General features: G+C 60.7%; 24 protein-coding genes. All 24 read right to left on the reverse strand.

What is annotated here, in order from left to right; genetic code table 11:
• Positions 1-4: 4 nt before the first annotated feature.
• Positions 5-643: an HrpE/YscL family type III secretion apparatus protein gene (locus AAHA41_RS04265; RefSeq protein ID WP_042031481.1), complete on the reverse strand. Its 639-nt coding sequence runs from the start codon at positions 641-643 to the stop codon at positions 5-7.
• Entirely contained in the window at positions 622-1,248 is a 627-nt protein-coding gene (locus AAHA41_RS04270; protein ID WP_043850422.1) for a SctK family type III secretion system sorting platform protein, read from the reverse strand. Before AAHA41_RS04270 ends, AAHA41_RS04265 begins: the two co-directional genes overlap by 22 nt.
• Entirely contained in the window at positions 1,248-1,985 is a 738-nt protein-coding gene (sctJ, locus tag AAHA41_RS04275) for a type III secretion inner membrane ring lipoprotein SctJ (RefSeq protein WP_185430698.1), read from the reverse strand. Before sctJ ends, AAHA41_RS04270 begins: the two co-directional genes overlap by 1 nt.
• A gap of 6 nt (positions 1,986-1,991) precedes the next feature.
• Positions 1,992-2,330 (reverse strand): type III secretion system inner rod subunit SctI, encoded by a 339-nt coding sequence (gene sctI, locus AAHA41_RS04280; RefSeq protein WP_139396057.1) that lies wholly within the window; start codon positions 2,328-2,330, stop codon positions 1,992-1,994.
• Complete coding sequence (locus AAHA41_RS04285) at positions 2,330-2,881, reverse strand: YopR family T3SS polymerization control protein (protein ID WP_323070526.1); 552 nt, start codon at positions 2,879-2,881, stop codon at positions 2,330-2,332. The genes sctI and AAHA41_RS04285 overlap by 1 nt, the downstream gene beginning before the upstream one ends.
• On the reverse strand, positions 2,878-3,228 hold the full coding sequence (locus AAHA41_RS04290) for a YscG family type III secretion system chaperone (protein ID WP_201929316.1): 351 nt from the start codon (positions 3,226-3,228) through the stop codon (positions 2,878-2,880). The genes AAHA41_RS04285 and AAHA41_RS04290 overlap by 4 nt, the downstream gene beginning before the upstream one ends.
• A gap of 2 nt (positions 3,229-3,230) precedes the next feature.
• Positions 3,231-3,479, reverse strand: a complete 249-nt coding sequence (gene sctF / locus AAHA41_RS04295) for a type III secretion system needle filament subunit SctF (RefSeq protein WP_042031485.1) — start codon at positions 3,477-3,479, stop codon at positions 3,231-3,233.
• A 3-nt stretch (positions 3,480-3,482) separates the two neighbouring features.
• Positions 3,483-3,686, reverse strand: coding sequence for an EscE/YscE/SsaE family type III secretion system needle protein co-chaperone (locus AAHA41_RS04300; protein WP_323070527.1), 204 nt, complete (start codon positions 3,684-3,686; stop codon positions 3,483-3,485).
• Complete coding sequence (gene sctD, locus AAHA41_RS04305; protein WP_323070528.1) at positions 3,649-4,950, reverse strand: type III secretion system inner membrane ring subunit SctD; 1,302 nt, start codon at positions 4,948-4,950, stop codon at positions 3,649-3,651. Before sctD ends, AAHA41_RS04300 begins: the two co-directional genes overlap by 38 nt.
• Positions 4,947-6,800: a type III secretion system outer membrane ring subunit SctC gene (gene sctC / locus AAHA41_RS04310; RefSeq protein WP_323070529.1), complete on the reverse strand. Its 1,854-nt coding sequence runs from the start codon at positions 6,798-6,800 to the stop codon at positions 4,947-4,949. Before sctC ends, sctD begins: the two co-directional genes overlap by 4 nt.
• Positions 6,773-7,198: a YscB family type III secretion system chaperone gene (locus AAHA41_RS04315; protein ID WP_279007622.1), complete on the reverse strand. Its 426-nt coding sequence runs from the start codon at positions 7,196-7,198 to the stop codon at positions 6,773-6,775. Before AAHA41_RS04315 ends, sctC begins: the two co-directional genes overlap by 28 nt.
• Before the next feature lie 15 nt (positions 7,199-7,213).
• A complete protein-coding gene (locus AAHA41_RS04320) occupies positions 7,214-8,029 on the reverse strand; it encodes a T3SS regulon anti-activator ExsD domain-containing protein (RefSeq protein WP_323070530.1) in 816 nt (271 codons plus the stop codon).
• 120 nt (positions 8,030-8,149) lie between these two features.
• Positions 8,150-8,965, reverse strand: a complete 816-nt coding sequence (locus AAHA41_RS04325) for an AraC family transcriptional regulator (RefSeq protein WP_323070531.1) — start codon at positions 8,963-8,965, stop codon at positions 8,150-8,152.
• Between the two features lie 344 nt (positions 8,966-9,309).
• Complete coding sequence (locus tag AAHA41_RS04330) at positions 9,310-9,708, reverse strand: YscW family type III secretion system pilotin (RefSeq protein ID WP_124242294.1); 399 nt, start codon at positions 9,706-9,708, stop codon at positions 9,310-9,312.
• Positions 9,705-9,938 carry a T3SS regulon translocated regulator ExsE family protein gene (locus AAHA41_RS04335; RefSeq protein ID WP_033113166.1) on the reverse strand — a complete coding sequence of 78 codons (234 nt, stop codon included), beginning with the start codon at positions 9,936-9,938 and terminating at the stop codon, positions 9,705-9,707. Before AAHA41_RS04335 ends, AAHA41_RS04330 begins: the two co-directional genes overlap by 4 nt.
• A gap of 2 nt (positions 9,939-9,940) precedes the next feature.
• Positions 9,941-10,384 (reverse strand): type III secretion system chaperone, encoded by a 444-nt coding sequence (locus AAHA41_RS04340; RefSeq protein ID WP_033113167.1) that lies wholly within the window; start codon positions 10,382-10,384, stop codon positions 9,941-9,943.
• Between the two features lie 134 nt (positions 10,385-10,518).
• Positions 10,519-11,409: a YopD family type III secretion system translocon subunit gene (locus tag AAHA41_RS04345; RefSeq protein WP_323070532.1), complete on the reverse strand. Its 891-nt coding sequence runs from the start codon at positions 11,407-11,409 to the stop codon at positions 10,519-10,521.
• Between the two features lie 12 nt (positions 11,410-11,421).
• Positions 11,422-12,594, reverse strand: a complete 1,173-nt coding sequence (gene aopB / locus AAHA41_RS04350; protein WP_323070533.1) for a type III secretion system translocon subunit AopB — start codon at positions 12,592-12,594, stop codon at positions 11,422-11,424.
• On the reverse strand, positions 12,575-13,078 hold the full coding sequence (locus tag AAHA41_RS04355) for a SycD/LcrH family type III secretion system chaperone (protein WP_042031494.1): 504 nt from the start codon (positions 13,076-13,078) through the stop codon (positions 12,575-12,577). The genes aopB and AAHA41_RS04355 overlap by 20 nt, the downstream gene beginning before the upstream one ends.
• Before the next feature lie 9 nt (positions 13,079-13,087).
• Complete coding sequence (locus AAHA41_RS04360; protein ID WP_323070534.1) at positions 13,088-13,948, reverse strand: virulence-associated V antigen; 861 nt, start codon at positions 13,946-13,948, stop codon at positions 13,088-13,090.
• Between the two features lie 9 nt (positions 13,949-13,957).
• Complete coding sequence (locus AAHA41_RS04365; protein ID WP_269319547.1) at positions 13,958-14,245, reverse strand: type III secretion protein; 288 nt, start codon at positions 14,243-14,245, stop codon at positions 13,958-13,960.
• 36 nt (positions 14,246-14,281) lie between these two features.
• Positions 14,282-14,722, reverse strand: a complete 441-nt coding sequence (locus AAHA41_RS04370) for an LcrR family type III secretion system chaperone (RefSeq protein ID WP_323070535.1) — start codon at positions 14,720-14,722, stop codon at positions 14,282-14,284.
• Positions 14,719-16,884, reverse strand: coding sequence for a SctV family type III secretion system export apparatus subunit AscV (gene ascV / locus AAHA41_RS04375; protein WP_323070536.1), 2,166 nt, complete (start codon positions 16,882-16,884; stop codon positions 14,719-14,721). The genes AAHA41_RS04370 and ascV overlap by 4 nt, the downstream gene beginning before the upstream one ends.
• The gene (gene ascY, locus AAHA41_RS04380) at positions 16,817-17,161 is read right to left on the reverse strand and encodes a type III secretion system chaperone AscY (protein ID WP_041208855.1); all 345 of its coding nucleotides are present in this window, start codon (positions 17,159-17,161) and stop codon (positions 16,817-16,819) included. Before ascY ends, ascV begins: the two co-directional genes overlap by 68 nt.
• Positions 17,162-17,163: the final 2 nt, after the last annotated feature.

Raw genomic sequence — 17,163 nt, forward strand, 5'->3', positions numbered from 1 at the left:
GGATTTATTTTCTCTCGTGAACATCGGCGCGCTCCAGCGTCACCGCCATCGCCCGCGAGAGCGCGTCAAGCTGGCCATCGAGACTGGCGTCGATGATCCCCACCTCGGTTTCGAGGATGCAGCCACCCTGATCGAGGCGGGCATCGGCAGAGATCTCGAGATACCCGATCTCGGGGAAATCCTTGTGCACCCGGGCAATCTGATCGCGTACCGCCTGCACCTGCTCGGGATTGACCCGCACCGTCACCTGCTTCTGGTTGCTCACCAGCGAGAGCGCCTCGCGCACCACCTTGAGGGTAAGCGCCACCTGATCGTAATCGTGCAGGATCTTGCGCACCGCCTGCAGCACCACCTCGCTCATCTGTTGTTCCACCGTGCGGTAGTATTGCTGGCACTGCAGCTGGGTCTGGTGCACCAGTACGGCCTGCTCGCGGCGAGCCTCCTCGATGCCAGCCTGCCAACCGAGCTGCTTCTGCTCCTCATAGACGGCGCGCGCCTCCTCGACGATATCGGCAGCCTGTGCCCGGGCGGCATCGACCAGCGCCTGAGCACTCAGATAGGCCTGATAGTCGTGACTGCGCAGGATCCGCTGACCGGGAGCCAGTTGCAGGTGTTCACTCTTTATTTCAACAAATGGCAGCATTGTGGCGTTACCTGTTTGGCAATTTTGAGACAGAGTGCGCGAGCGAGTGGCAGCTCGGCATCAGCCAGTGACCAGCCTGGGCGCAGGGGTGATACCGGCAAACGTAGCGCAAGGCGACGGGCCCAGGCGGGATGAGCTGTCCCCGCCGCAGCCAGCCAGAATCCCAAGCCTGCCGCCTCCAGCGAGGCACTATCGAGCGTGGCGGGCAGCGGTTGCTGCCAGCCGGCAGGCCAGGGGCCGATCAGGAGGTCGAGGCGGGCGAGCAGCGATCTGTGCCCCTCCTCTCCCAACACCGCGATGATTTGGCGCAGCACAGGCGCTTGCAGGCAGTGGCGGATCGCCTCGCCATGGAGCACGGCGCCAAGCTGGCGCAGCACGAGCGCCAGCGCCTCGGCTGGAAAGAGCGCCAGCCCGCCAAGCTGCGCGGGCAGTTCGTAGTCGATAGCCAGTGCCAGCTCGTCGAGCAGGGCCTGATTGCAGGCAGGCAGAGTGCGCCACTCGGGCACACTCGCCTGCAGCCAGCGCCACGAGGCGGGGAAGTGCTCCTCGTGCAGATAGCTGGCCGGACAAAAACGCAGTTGATAGGGGGTAAGGCCGACCGCCATCAACGACTCCGACGCCGGTGCCACATGAATTGGGCCAGATTGGTGGTCACCACCAACGCCAGCAGGAGTGCAATCAGTCCACCCAACCGCCATCTGGAGCCTTCACTCACCTCGATGGAGAAGAGGGTGGTATTGCGCGGCATCAGGGGGCTCTGGCGTACATCGGCCGAGGGTACCAGCACCACGCTGATCCGGTCGTAGGCAAGCCCTTCAATGCTGTTGTTGACCAGCTGCTTGATCTGCGGGATGTAGGTGTCGAGCTGGATATCTGCCGCATGCTTGATAAAGACCGAAGCCGAGGCGGGCGATGGCTTCTTGCTGATCCCCTCGTTCCCTTCGGGCAATACCACATGGACGCGGGCCACCAGCACGCCGTCGATCTCCGAGAGGGTGTGGGAGATCTCCTGCGCCTTGGCGTAGTTGAGACGAGCCCGCTCCTCGGTGGGCGAGGAGATGAGGCCATCCTTGGGAAAGACATCCTGCAGGGTGGAGAAGCTCTCGCGCGGATAGCCCTTGCGCTTGAGCAGTTCAACCGCCTGCGCCACATCGGACTCCTCGACCAGCAGCTTGATGTTGCCATCCTTGTCAGGCTGCTTGTCCGAGGAGATCCCCTCGGTGCGCAGCAGCGCCAGCATCTCGTTGCCCTCTTTCTGGTTCACCCCGGTATAGAGCTCCACCTTGCAGCCACTGAGCAGCAGGGAGGTGCACAGCACCCCCATCAGCATCGATCTCTTCACACTACCTCACTGGGTCTTCAACAGGGTTTCTACGTTCTGGCTCATCTTGCCCACGGTCTTGGCAATGAGCTCCTCCTGCATGGTGATCCGCATCAGCGACCACTGCATCTGCATCAAACTGTTGGGGTCATCGCCCGGCGTTGCCAGTTCGGCCTGCAGGCTCTGTTTGGCCTCGACAAACTGCTGCTTGATCTCGCCGATTTCGCCAAGCAATGTACCGCCGATCCCCTGAACGCTGCCGCCCATCGCCTGCTCGAAGGTGGCGATCTGGGCACCGGGAACATCCGCCGCTTTCAGCTCATCCAGGCTGGTCACCACGGCCTGCGCGCTTTGTGCTATCTCCATCACTCCTCCAGATCCAGTTTGTGTGCGTGACGCACCAGATTGTTGACCATGCCGTTGTGCGGGATCAGGGTCATCAGTTCACGTCGGGCCAGCTCGGCCAGATAGTCGTTACCGGACCATGCCCCCTGCCCCCGTAGCTCTGCCATCACCTTGAGCAGCACCGTCTCCCGCCGTGACGAGAGCGGGTCAAACTCCCGCATCAGGGCGCGCAGCTCTGGCAGGTCGATGGCCGCCACCACTGGCAGCTGGCGCTCGCCAAAGCGCTCAATCAGCTTGCTCGCAACCGGCTTGAAGAGCAGGTCGGCTACCCCGGCCGTTTTCTCATCCTGCAGATAGACCTGCCAGAGCAGCTCGCGCCGGGTGGCGGGAGAGTGTCCCTCCAGCAGCACTTCCAGTGGCGTCCCCTCTTTCCAGCGCGTCAGCAGGGCACTGCTCTCCTCTTTGGCCAGCAGCCGCTCAAACTGTTGCCGCTCTGCCGCTGCAGGCGGGGGTAAGCCCGGCGGCGTCACCGCCAGCGGACGAGTGCCTAGCTCGTTACCATCGACCTTCATGAGGCAATCTGTTCGCGCATGCCGGCGGCAAAGTGCTGCAAGGAGGAGAGCTCGCTCTGCTCAAGCCGGGCCAACCGGCTCTGCAGTGCATCCAGCCTCGTCAGCCGCCATTCGCACAGGGCGAGCCAGGGTTCCAGCTCGGGGGTATCGCACCCTTTGCCCAGCGCCAGAGCCCCCTCGTAATCTCCCCGGTTCATCAGGGAGGAGAGGCGGATCAGGGTGACACACTCGCTCATCTGCGGATCGCTTGCGAGCCAGTCGGCGATGGCGGCGGCCTGCGAGTGACAATGATGACCGGTGCCGGCCACCGCCAGTTCGGCCAGCTGCCGTTTCAGTTGGCGATCCATGGTCACACCTTCTGCAAGATGCCCTGCATCAGATCTTTCATGCTGCGGGTCACGGTGGAGTTGATGTTGTAGATCACCGACCACTTGTTAATCTTGTGCTGCAGCTCGGCCAGCCTGGCGGGGTCATCGGGATTATCTTTCAGTGCGTCAATCGCAGCTTTTACGTCATTGTTGGCATCGTTCGCCTGCTTCTTCAGCGCCTCGGCGACGTTATCCAGGGTATTCCCCGGGTTAAAAATGGGTTCTGCCATCTCTTATGCTCCTTTGATCTGCTCAAGTATCTGCATGCCCGCCTCGATGGCGTCCGCTTCCTGTTGCCACTGCCGGTACTGCTGCGGAGATCCCCCTCGCATCAGCTGGCGCTTGACCTCCCCCAGCGCCTGCACCAGCTGCTCCTGCAGCACGCGGGCGAAGGCGGGATCAGCGCCGGACAGTCGCGTTTCCAAACTGGTCATCATGGCTTTCGCCCCCTTTCAATCTGACGATGTATTGCTGCTTGCCCTTGCTCACCACCACTGCATCGCGCTGGATAGAGAGGATGCGAACTCCGTTGGCTGTCGCCCCTCCGACCGGGTAGCGGCGGTTGTCGGCCAGGGTGACGTAGGGCACCCGACCGAGGGAGACACTGCGCACCTCGAACTCCAGCTCATCCTGACGGGGCGAACGGCTCTGGTTGATCAGCTCCAGCATGGGGTGAGAGCCGAACTCGCGGCGAAACTGCAACTGCAGTTGCTGAAATTGCGCCAGCCTCGCCTCATCCAGCTGACCTGACAGCTCGATCCGGTCGCGCGATTCACTCACCCGCAGCAAACCGGCCAGCCCCTGCTCCTGCAACATGGCATCGAGTCGCTTGCGATGGGCTCCGGCTACCTGCACCCGGTTTTCGATGCCGAGTAGCCCCGGCACCTCCTGCTTCAGCAGGGATTCAATGCTGTTCCAGCGTTCATCCTGCGCACTGATGGCTCCGCTCAAGCGCAGCCAGCCGGGCTCCTTGCCATTGCGGATCTGCAACTGCTCGTAACCGAGTTTTTGCAGGATGAACCCAGCGCCCTGACGCAGATCCTCCATGGTGCGCAGGTCGAGGCGATAGCTGAGCCCCTTGCCATCGAGATACTGCTGCAGTGCGAGGCGGTTGCCGTTTTCATCCACATATCCCGAGAGCAACCAGAGTTCGGGGTCACTACTGTTGAGCACCACCTGGCGATAGACTGGCGCGGCCAGAAAGCGCTTGAGCTCCTGCTCATTGCGAGCGGTATCGCTCTCGCTGCTCCCCTGCCACCAGCCGTGGCCAAGCATCACAACCACCGCCATAACCAGCGACAGGCAGAGGCCAACCAGCCACCACTCGGCACTGCCGGCACGCCGCCGTGGGCGCGCCGGTGCCGCCATAGCAGGCAACGCCTCCAGTTGTTCGGGCAACGACCGGCTGCTGTCGCAAAAACTCCAGAGCAGGGGGCCAGCCTCCAGCCGGGTACCGGCCATCAGCTGTGCACCTGCCTCCAGTGCCGCGCCATCCTGAGTTGGCGTGATGCCCTCAGCCCACCCCTGCAGGTTGATCCCTTCGGCCGACACCAGCAGCACCAGATGCTCGGGGGCCATCCCCTCATCCACCAGCACCAGATCGGCCAGCAGCGGATCGGAGCCGATGACCAGACGCCCTTCCGGCAGGGCTACCTCTACCCCGCGGTTAAGCCCGCGATAAACGCGGCACTTCCAGCTCATCGACCAGCTCCGGCCGGAGTCGCCTGCATGCACCAGCTGGCCGCCGGGGTGCATTTTTGATCCTTCGCCATCTCGACCAGACGCCAGCCCAGCTCATTGCCCATCCGGCACTGGATAAGGGCGGAGCTCTTGCCCCCCTGACGCAGCAGTTTCTGCACATCCCGCGCCGCTGCCAGCGGCTGGCACTGGGCGCCGCCCAGCACTTTGCCAAGAGAGAGACTCTGGTTGGAAATTTCGTCGACACCCAGCACTCCGGCGCGCAGATCCTGGCCATTGCCCAGCGCCAGATAGTGGGCGATGCCGTCATCGATCAGACGAGGCTCAATGATAAAGAGCCGCACAGAACGACGGGTCTGGGTCTCCTTGCTGCGAAACAGCGCTCCCAGATAGGGGATGTCGCCGAGGAAAGGCACCTTGCTCAGGTTTTCACTCATCTCGTCGCGGTAGATACCACCGATCAGCAGGCTCTGGCCGTGGCCAACCCGGGCTATGGTGTCCACCACGGTACGGCTGATGGTCGGGATGCCGTCGATGCCGGAGCTGTTTGGCTTCTGATTGCCATCCTCGATATGGAGGCTCAGGCTGATCTCGGGCTTGTCGCCCATCTGGATCACTCGTGGCGTCATCCGCAACATGGTGCCGTAGGTAATGTCCTTCAGTTCTGCCACTCGCTCCCCACTGATCTTGACGTAGTAGGTTTCGCTGTGGTCGATCACCGCCTGGGTATTCTCCTGGGTCAGCAGGGTCGGGCGGGAGACCACCTGGGCATTGCCCTCGTTCTCCAGCAGATTGACCCGGGCCAGCAGATAGTCGAGCCCTTTGGAATCCACCAGACTGCCGAGGGCGGCGCCCCCTTCAATGCCCTTGCGATCGCCGGTGGTCTTGATGATCACCTGCTGGTTGGAGCCGGCGCGGATCCCCACACGCCAGTCCACCCCGAGCTGGGAGAGATCCTCGGCATTGATGTCGATGATGGAGAGGGCCACTTCGATGCGGGCCGCCGGTTTGTCTAGCGCCGCAATCAGCTTGCCGTACATCGCCATCCGCTCCGGCGCATCGCGCACAATCACGGCGTTAAGAGAGGGGTCGGCCTGTACGATGGCCTGACCGGAGGCAACTTGCCCCCCCTTGCTCCCCTCGCCGTTCACCATCTGCACACCCGCATCGGAGAGCAGTCGGGAGAGGATGGTTGCCACGCCGGGGGCATCGACGCTGGTGTCGCGATACTGGATGGAGCGATCGGTGGCTGAGGCATATTTGAGCGGGAAGATCTCGATGGCGAGCGGCCCGGTCTTCTCGCTGCGCAGTTGGGACTGCTGCTCCAGTGCCACCGCCGTCTGCTCGATGAGTTCGAGATAGCGCGGCGGGCCCGAGACATAGACCAGCCGGTTATCGGCATCGGGGCGCCAGCCAAAGCGGGGTTCCCAGATACCGGCCCGCTGCAGCGCCTGTTTCAGCTCGGCGGCACCGGTCTGTTCCAGATTGATGAGGCGAGACTGCACTTCGCTGTTCTTGAAAACGTAGAGCACGTTGCCGTCGTAGTACCAGACCAGGTTGTAAAGAGAGGCAAGCTGCTGCAGGAAGGCGAGCGGCTCGTCGTGCTCGAACTGGCCGTTGACCTGATCGTTGACCTTGTCGCTGACGACCACGGAAACTTCGTAGTTGGCCCCGAAGTTGACCAGCACATCCCGCAGGCTCTCCCCCTCCGCCACATAGCTGTAGGGCATTGGCACCCAGTCGAGATCCTGCGCCATCAGCGGACGCTGCCAGGCCATGCAGACCAGCACCAGCCAGCAGAGCGGGCGGATCACTCTTTGCACGCTCAAGGGTGCCATATCATCTGTCTCCATTGCGGGGCCAGCGCGGCCTCGGTCAGCTGGGGCTCCAGCCGCTCCAGCAGGGTGATGTGCTGGCTAATCCTGAGCTCCAGCTGTGCTTCGTCGAGCCACTCCAGCGCCAACCGGGCTTCCAGCTGCAGGTTGCCCAGCTCATCCAGCACCAGGGCATGCGGGGTGTGACGCCCCCAGGCCACCACCTGTTGCAACAGGCGCTTGAGCAGGGCCGGATCATGGCTCTCCCCCTCACGGTGACGGGTTGAGGTGAGAGGGGTGCTGAGCAGCAACTCGCTCGCTCCGGGGGTCAAAAAGAGGGGATAACCATCGAGTCGCAGATGGTATCTACCCTGTACGTCGGCAACAAAAGGCCCTTGGCCAAGTTTTGTGGCCAATCGATTCAGTAGCGTTTGCATAGTTCCTCGGGCTATCTAGGGCGCGGGAGGCTGCCAGTAGAAGTGATCCTGAGCGAGGGCGATGCCCCGGCCCGCCAGCCACTCATGCAGTGTGTCGCCAGCAGCGGCATCGTCGGGCAGCGCCTGCAGGGCTTGCCAGCAGGTGCCAAGCTCAAGCGGCACCGGCAGCAGCCGCTCAAAGGTGACCTGCTGACCCTGCTCTGCGTACCAGGCCGGCCAGGCCTGTTGCAGCCGCGCTTCGCACTGCGCCTGCAACTGCGCCAGCTCCTGCACGCGTTCGTTCAAGCTGGCGAGCTGTTCGGCAATCCGGCGCTCGAGGCCGGACGGTACATCGACCACGGTTTGCCAGAAGATGGACTGGGCATGGAGCTGGCGGCGCATCAACTGCAGTTGATCAAGCTCGTTGAGCCAGGCGCCATAAAGCGGCTCCAGACGCTGTACCCACCAGCGGTGGAGGGGATAAAGCACCCAGTGCCACAGCCGCTGCGGATCAGCCAGATTGATGTTATCCCCCAGTTGCTGCAACCAGTCATCACGCTCACTGCCCGCAAGGCGCAGCAGCTGTTGCAGCTCATCACGGGAGACGGCCAGCGCAATATCGAGACGGCGCTGAAACCAGATGGACCCGAGCAGGCGCTCCAGACGGGTTCTTGGCAGCAAACGCTGCAGCAACGCCATCTGCTGGGAGCTGATCACGCCGGCGTCCTGATAACGGAGCACGGACTGTCGCCCCACCAGCTGGGCCAGGTTGAGGCTCTCTGGTTGGACAACGGCAACCCGGCGACCTGCAAAGAGGCCCTGATTGGGTGATGTGTGATCTTGCTGACTCATGCTATGCCTTGCTCATCTTGCTGCGGGCAATTTATGGAATAATGTTTCGGTATGCTGGCTATTCTACCCATGGCTCTGCCCTGCGACTTATAAAAAACGTCAGATTATTTTAGTCCGGCGTTAATCTTTGCCATGACGGGCACGGCTAGGGGTACAGCCAAAACGGCGCCGATAACTCTGGGTGAAATAGGACTGGCTGGAGAATCCCGCCTCCATCGCAATATCGACGATGCTCATCTCGCTATTGAGTAATAACTGATGAGCGTAGAGGATCCGCTGTTCGCTGATCCAGGCTCGGGGTGATACGCCATATATTGCGCCAAACAACTCCTTGAATGTGGTCAGCCCCATGCCGAACTCTTTGGCAAATTCGCTGAGCTTCCACTCCATCAGATAATGTTTTTCCATGAACTGCTGCAACCGCTCGACCTGGCGATTGCTCAACTGGCGCAAAATGGACATCAATTGCGGTCCCTGTTCGCCAAAGGCGAGCAGAAAAAGCAGCTCTTCGGTTCGCAACCGGGCCAATTCGGGAGGATGTTCATGCTCGATCAACCCCTGCAAGCCCTGGATGGACTGGTTGATCAGAGGGGATGCATGAAACGGCAGCAGGCTGGGAGCAATCCCCTCAACCCGGCTGACCTCGCTCAGCAGTGAACCGAAACGCTGCAGAAAACCCTGCAAAAAGGAGTTGGAAAGGGGGATCCAGAGCAGGTGGCAAGGCTCGTCGCCAGTCGCAACCGCATAGCTGCCACGGCGCACGAATATCAATTCGTTGGGGAATAACTCATAGGTATCGGTGCAGTCCTGCCAGCTCATCGCGCCATCCAGGAGAACATATATTCCCTCCTGGCGGTGTTCAATGACGCTGAAAGCAGACATGCACCACTGGAGCAGGGCCATATCGCCCTTCTCTGTGGTTGTAATGCCCTTCATTTTTGTTTTCCTGAATCTGCGTGTATTGCAAGTAGCACCTCGGCAGAAAAAGGCTCCGTCCGGGTGGTTTATTATTGGTGTTTATTTTTCTTAGTTATGAATGTCATCATTAAGTGACGACCATGAATTTAATCAACACTTAAATCAGAAGAAAATCCTACAACAATCACCAGCATAAAAACCAGCCAAAAATTAGAGTCATGACACTACTGATACAATTGATAACGCATTTATCAGGCCTTTTTCTTACGTCATTAAATAGTTCGTTACAGAAAGAAACGCTGCAACCAAGCTGATAAATTAATAACCAGTTGATTTCCAGCTTGTTTATTAGATACGGCCTATTATTGACACAATGGATAACAAGGGCGTGGCTGCAATGAAATTACCAATGGGCGACTATTTAAAACCTTAAAAACTTTTTGCTGAGCCGTTGCCTGAATCGCGTCATTGCCAATAAACCGCAACCGGGTACGCACATAGAGTTCACCCTCTCCCCACTGCAGAGGCGTCAGCCGCATATCAAAAACCAGAGGCAGCATGGTCAGCTCATAACGGGTTGAGGCTACCTGCAGTGGCCGTCCTTCCATCACACTCAGAACTGTCACCTCCACGGTGGCAGGGCGAGGTAAATTGGCATTGAGGTGCACCTCCCCTGTCAGGCTCTGCGACACAGGAGGGACAACCGTGGTGCTGACGCAGCCACCGAGAGTCAGCAGCGCGAGCAAGAGCAGCGTTCTCATAACAACCGGATCCTTCTCTCGGTCAGCGGCTTGTGCTCGCCCTGCTGCAGGCGATCCAGCATCTGCTCCTGCGCTCTGCTCAGCGCAAGTGTGCGGCGCAATGCCGCCGCCAGCGGCACAGGTTCAACCAACGCATCACGACCGCTCACAGCCCTACCGGCAAAGCAACCCGTCGCAGAGCGTTCTGCCGCAGATGCCAGCTGGCTGGCGCTCGATTCCTGGATCTTCATGGTCACACCCGTACTCCCATCACCTCGTCACTCTTGCTGACCGGGCCAGGTCGTGGCTGCAGCAGCTCCTGCCAGAATTCGGCGTGCTCCAGCATGCTGGCCAGACTCTCTTCCAGCTGGGTCAGGGTCAGCCGCGAGGCCGACATCTGGCGGTAGAGTTGCACCGTCAGGCTCTCTTCATCGAAACCAAAGTGGAGATTGAACTGATACCAGTTGCGGTTGAAGCTGGCCAACTGGCGAAAGATCCCCTCACCCACCTGATGCAATTCGGCCACATCGACCTGCATCACCAGGTGATCCCGTTCGGGCACCAGAATGAGAGAGAGCTGCAAGTGCTCGTCAAAACAGAGTGCTGCCACCCCCTCCCGGTTCAGGGTCAGGGAGGGCAAACCATATTTGGTGGCAAACTCGGCGAGCAGCCGATTGATGATGACAGTGGCGTCCATGATTTCCTCCAGCAGAGAGGAGAGGATGGTAGCTCGTCATCCCGATGGCGGCTGTCACTCAGAGGCGGCTCTTTTAAGAAAAGTGGTCGGCACACGAAAAAGGCGCCCGCCGGGCGCCTTGCTGCCTGCTCGCGTCAAGCAACCCCGAAGGCTGCCTTGAGCGTCTGGTTGAGGGTCTGGGAGTACTGCTGCATCAGCTGCAGCACATCCTTCATGAAGTTGGCGTTGAAGGCCATGTTGTCTTCAATCTTCTGCTTCTCGGTCTGGCTGATGGTCGCCTTGACTTCATCTTCCTTGGCCGTCGCCTGACTCTCGCCCTGGGCAACCTGCACCGCCGAGTTGCTCATCTGGCCGATGGACTGGATCACGGTACTGGCAATCTGTTGCCGGCTGTTATTGGTCTCAAACGACTTGTTCAGCGTCTTGAGAGTTGCCTTGTCGTTTTTGATCCTTGCCGTCAGTTCTTGTCCCGCGTCCCCCATCTCGAGGCCAGCAGACTTCTTCATATCCCCTATCTGCTTCAGCTCCTGCTGGCGCCCGGCGATATTGGCATTGAGTGCCTTGTCCTGCTTGATCGCCTTGGCAGACTTGTTCAGAGAGAGTCCTCCCGTAATGGCCGAAAAACCGGCCATTACACCGGATACCACTGCCATGACGATCATCAGCTTGGCGCCGCTGCGCATCTCGGCGACCTGTGCTTTCTGGCTGTCGATCACCTGCTGGTTCTCCATGTCGCGCTGGGTCAGTCCCATCTGGCGCGCCAGACGAGCGAGCTGGAAGAGCTGCGACATCAGGTCGAGAGTATCGTTGAGCACCGCACGGGCCTGTTCCAGCTTGGCACCGTCCAGCCGCTGGGTCGGGGCCGGCAACTCGGGGCCGCCCTGACGCTTGACCTCACTGCCGGAGGTGATGCCGCCGGCCGCATGGGTCGTTTCACGATTGCCTGCCGCAAGGGGCTGCTCGACCCCTTCGCTGAACAGGGCATTGGCACGGATCGGATTGAAGGTGCTGTCGTTAATGTTCATAGGTCCATCTCCTTATATGGCGGCCGGTCTGCGGGCAAGATTGCTCATCATCTCGCCCCTTGCACTGATCATCTCGAAGATCATCTCCATGGTCTGCTGGAATGCCTCCAGGATCTGTGAGATAGCCTCCTTGAGCTTGTCGATCACCGCCTGCAACTGGGTCATCTCGCTCTTGCTCTGTTGCAAATCGGCCTGCGCATAAAGCGCAGCAGACTCTTTGGATGACTGAACCGATTTGGTCACCCCTCCGCTCACATCGAGCAACACGTCGGTACCCTGGGTGCCCATCTTCATCACCTTGGCCGTATTGCCTGTCAGTTTCATCGCCTCGACCGACCCCTTGGCCGCAAATCGACCAGCCAGATCACCCACTTTGGTCACCAGCTTGGCGCTCATCTCCGCAGCCGTCCCGCCAATCTTCGCCCCCACCTTGGTAATGAGGCTACCGATGGAGGAGCCGAAGCTGGCCACCATGGAGATGACGGCAAGGGCTATTTCGATCCCCATCAGAGCGGGCCCCAGCTTCTCCATCACCTCCTTGGAGATCAGGCCCGCCTCGGCGGCATGCTGCACTGCCATATTGACCATGCCGACCACGCCGGCGGCGATCATCAGGGCGCCAGCGGCAGCACCCACCCCGGTCGCCACCATGATGGCTCCGATAACGACGGAGGCGATGGCGCTGAGCCAGCCGAAAATCTTGCCAAAGATGCCCGCTTTCTTGGCCTCCTTGGCACTCTCCTCAGCCTCTTTGATCTTCTCCTGGTTCTCGCCAATCTTCTTCTCGTTCAATTCACGAGCGCGCTTGATATCGTCGAGCTTCAGCTTGGTCTGGGTCCGCTCCAGATCGCTGGTGAGCTTGCCCAGCTCAATCTCGAAGGCTGCCGGCGAGGTAAAGGCCGCCGTCACCAGGGCGCCGACGCGGGGCAGCAGCTTGCCGCTGTTCTCCACGGTCTCGCGAACCAGCCGGCTGATCTCTGCCAGCACTTTCTGGCCGGGACGATCATTGCTGGCCGCCAGCGGCGGAGTCAGAGCGACACCAGCGGTGCGGGCTGCACCGCTCGCCTGCGTAACCGCGGCATCGAGCCGGGTTTCACTGCGCGGCTCGGCAGCTGGCTGCAAGCCAGCTACATTACCGATGTTTCCCAGCGGGGAAACGCTTCTTTCATTGCTGATCGGGTTCATCTTGCTGATCCCTTCTGATTGCGATGGCTTCCAACATGACCTTGGCGCTTGCCGCCAGATCAGCCAGCTGGGGGTCACTGCCCGCCAGCAGGTGGGCCGAGTGGAAGCCACTCTCGGCCCCTGTCAAATCCCCCTGTTGCAACCGGCACTCGGCTGCATGAAACGGGAAACGGGGATCTTTCAAATCGAGCATGGCGCCGAAGCTGTAGCTCTGAACTGCCGTTTCGAATTCGCCCATCGCCTGACGGCAGGCACCGAGCCCGAGGAAGTAACGCGGCTCGTAGTGATCCAGCATGCAGAGGGCCTGAAAAATCTTGTGGGCATCTTGCCACTTGCCTGACTGGTACTGCCCGAATGCCAGCGCATAGAGCTGCTCCAGGGTATCGCCGGAGATATCCTTCAACATGGCGATGGTGCCGCCATCGGCAAGGAAGGACTCCAGTTCGGCTTCATACTCCGGGGTCAGGGTGGTGTCGGTCTGCATGTAATCTCCTTAAATGGCGGCAAGAATGTCGCGCATGATGCTGTCGTATTTCTGGATAAAACGGTTGAGGGCTTCGATGGCCGAGTTGTAGCGGGAGCTGACATCGTTGAGCCGGGTGGTCTTCTCGCTCACCTGATCGTTGAGCGGACGTGAGCGGTCACTCACGCTGGTGGCAAAGTTGCCCAGCTTGTTGTTGTCCTTGTCGTACTTGTACTCGTTCTCGACCCCTGCCATCGACCCACTCTGCTTCTTGTCGCTCTCGAGGAATGTCTTGACCGACACATGACCCGAGGCGTCCTTGGGCATCTGATCCAGCAGCTTGAACTCGGGGCCCTCGCGGAACTTGGCGTCATTCTCATAGCCATAAAGCTTGTAATCCATCAGATTGAAATCTGTCTTGAAGGTCTGGCTGGATGAGGAAGAGAGCGCCTTGTTGATCTCTGACTGGATAACCCCGTAGATCTTCAGCTCGGCGGTGAGCGCCTTGAGCTCTTCGTTGATACCGGTACGCTTGTTGTTCTGGGTAAACATCACCCAGGTGAAGGCGTCGATGACCTCCTGATCGATACGATCATCGGTATAGCGACTGATCTGCGCCACGACATCGGGGAGCGCCACCGGTAGCGCCCGCGTGTCGACTTGCTTACTGACCTCATCGAGCACGTCATCGTTGCTCAGGTAGCGGGCAACCAGCCTCTCCAGTTGTGCCCGGGTCAGCCTGGTCGCGTCCTCCTTGCTGATGGAGACGTTGTCTTTCAGCTTGTCGACCAGTGCCCGCTGCTTTGCATTGAGGGTGCCTGACTCGCTGGTTAGCCACTGATCAATCTGGATATGATTTTTGTTGCGGGTGTAATCAGAGATAATGCTCATCACGTCTCCTTAAATCATCAGTCCACGCATCATGGTGGGGCGCCGGCTCTTGCGGCTCTCCCCCTGCTGTTCCGGCAACATCGCCTGCCTGCGGCGAAACTCTGCCAGCAACTCCTGTTCGGCCACGGCGACCTGTTCGCCGGGTGCATTGAACAGCAGCTGGCAGGTCTGCTCCGAGAGCGCAAGGCCGGCCAGCATCTCCTGCAACAGGGCATTGCGCTGCTCGCTGTCGGCGATGGCCTGTTCGGCTCGCTCGATCACATCGCTATGGTGGGCAAAACGGGGTTGTTTCATCATGGCTCCTATTCTATGAGGCCCTTTTGGGCATGCCTGTCACGCAAGGCCGTCCTTTTGTCGTTTTCGCATCTCGCGCAGGGAGCAGACCTGCTCGGCCGCAAGCGCAAACCAGCCGGGTTCGGGTTCGCTGGCGCCGGTCCAGTGGCGATAGAAGCGGCCCAGCCGCTCAGCGCTGAGGGTGCTGCCACGAAACACATCGACGTTGCCATAGAGCTCGTAACCCGCTCCCAGCACTGCCAGCGTCGCCTCCGCCAGCAGGTAGAGGGCGGCAAAGGGGTTGGCAAGACCATCCCGCTCGCCCTCACGGCGCACCAGCAGGATCCAGACCCGGTGCGTGTCGCTATCGACCCGCCAGGCGAGAGAGATGTGGCGATAGTGCAGGGCATGGCCGAGCTGGATCGGGGTCCCCCCCAGATGGTGAGGAGTCACTGTCACGCCGCGGTCCTGCAGCCAGGGGATGAGCGGATCGCCGTTCACAGGCAGACCCTGCCAAGCGGCTGGATATTGATCTGCTGGGTCAGCTCCTGATAGGAGAGCACCGGCAGGGCGTGGTAATCCCCCTCGATGAGCTTGCGCACATAGCGGCGGATATCCATGGAGACGATGAGCACCGGCTTGTTCTGCATCCGGGCCAGATCCCCCACTGTGTGGCGCACCTGATCAAGGAAGCCCTGGGTCACGGCGGGATCGAGGGCAAGATAGCTGCCGGCGCTGGTCTGGCGAATGCCACCGCGGATCTGCTCCTCCACCTGCTGATCGAGCAGATAAGCGGGCAGGATGTTGTTGCCGTTGGCGTACTTGTAGCAGATGTAGCGCTTGAGGCTGCTGCGGATGTACTCGGTGAGCTGCACCACATCCTTCTCCTTCTGGCCCCACTCCACCATGGCCTCGAGAATGGCGCGCATGTTGCGGATCGAGATATCCTCCCCCACCAGCCGCTGCAGGATCTCGGTCATCCGTTGCAGCGGGATGATGCGCTGCGCCTCCTTCACCAGCTCGCCATAGCTCCCCTCCATCTGCTCCAGCAGATAGCGGGTCTCCTGAATACCGATGAAGTCCTCTGCGTATTCGCGCAGCACATGGGAGAGGTGCCAGGTCATCACCTGATCCGGGGTGAGCGCCGCAAGGCGCGAGGTGTCGAGCCGAGCCTGATGTTCGCTGGCCACCCACAGAGTGGGCTGCCCCGGCAACAGCGGCGTCCCCTCCTCGTAGGCGACTCCCAGCAGATCGAGCTGGGAGGCGCTCTCCTGCACCAGCAGATGACCCGGCCGCAGCTGACCGCGGGCCACCGGCACCTCCTGCAGCTGGATCAGGTATTCGCCCGCCCCCATCCCCTCGTTGAAACGCAGGTGAATGCCCGGGAAAGGTACCCCGAGATCGAGATAGAGGGCACGCCGCACCCGCACCAGCTCGTCGTTGAGGGCGATGGCCTCCAGCTCGGCCTGCAGGGCGGCATCCACATCGATCAGGAGAGGTACCGTCATGGCAAACTCCTCCTTTTCACCCAGCTTGCCACGCGGTTTGCTGCCCGCCTTCGGCTTGCTGCGGGCGGCAGGTGCGCCGGCCCCCTGTGCCAGCATGGTGGGCAGATCCTGGCTCTGCTGACTCTGCGCCTTGCGCTGGCGCAGGCCGATAAAGTAGCCCCCCGCCGTCACCACGGCGGCCAGCGAGAAGAAGGTGATCATGGGGAAGCCCGGGATCAGGCCAAACAGCACCAGCAACAGGCCGCCGATCAGCATCGCCTTGGGCTGGGCCACCACCTGGGCACCGATATCGGAACCGAGATCAGAGGACTCTTCGGACGACACCCGGGTCACGATAATGCCCGCGGTGATGGCGATCAGCAGGGCCGGCACCTGGGAGACCATGCCATCGCCCACCGTCAGGATGGAGTAGAGCTGCAGCGCATCGGCAGCGGACAACCCCTTCTGGGTCACCCCTATGGTGACCCCGCCGAGGATGTTGACGAAGATGATGATGAGGCCCGCGATGGCGTCCCCCTTCACGAACTTCATGGCGCCATCCATGGAGCCGAACATCTGGCTCTCTTTCTCGATGACACTGCGCCGCTCGCGCGCCTCGTTGACATCGATCACCCCGGCGCGCATGTCGCCATCGATGCTCATCTGCTTGCCGGGCATGGCATCGAGAGAGAAGCGGGCACTTACCTCTGCCACCCGCTCCGAACCCTTGGTGATCACCAGAAACTGGACGATGGTGATGATGAGGAAGATGACGATCCCCACCACCAGATTGCCCCCCACCACGAAGTTGCCGAAGGTGTAGACGATCTGCCCCGCATCAGCCTGCAGCAGGATCATCCGGGTGGTGCTCACCGAGAGGGCGAGCCGAAACAGGGTGGTGATGAGCAGCACCGCCGGGAAGGCGGAGAACTGCAGCGGCGAGTTGATATAGACCGCCATCATCAGCAACACCACCGAGATGGCCATGTTGATGGCGATAAGAATATCGAGGGCTACCGGCGGCAGCGGCAACACCATCATGAAGACGATGGCCAGCAGCAGTACCGCCAGCATGATGTCCTTGCGCTCGCCAATCCGGCGCAGCAGCTCAAGGGAGCGTTGGTTCATTCTGCTCTTCCAGTTCGAGATATTGTTGATAGGCGAAACGGGCTTCATCCAGCCTGCCTGCCAGCTGGCAGGCGCGGCTGCGGCAGAGCCAGAGCGGGCCATCAGCCTCCCCCTCAGCCATCAGCAGATCGGCATGACCGAGCGCCTCTTCGCCAAATCCCTGCCTGAGCAGGGCCACCAGCAGAGTGCGGCGGGCCGCCTGATTGGCGGGGTGCAGCTGCAACAACGCCACCAGCAGGGTGCTGGCACGATCGGGGTGACCATACTGCAGGTGCAGCCAGCCGGTGAGCAGCAGCGCATCCTGCTGCTGTGACGAGAGGATCATGG

It is taken from the genome of Aeromonas sp. SER, from assembly GCF_038739615.1.
GTDB classification, from domain to species: Bacteria; Pseudomonadota; Gammaproteobacteria; order Enterobacterales; family Aeromonadaceae; genus Aeromonas; species Aeromonas jandaei.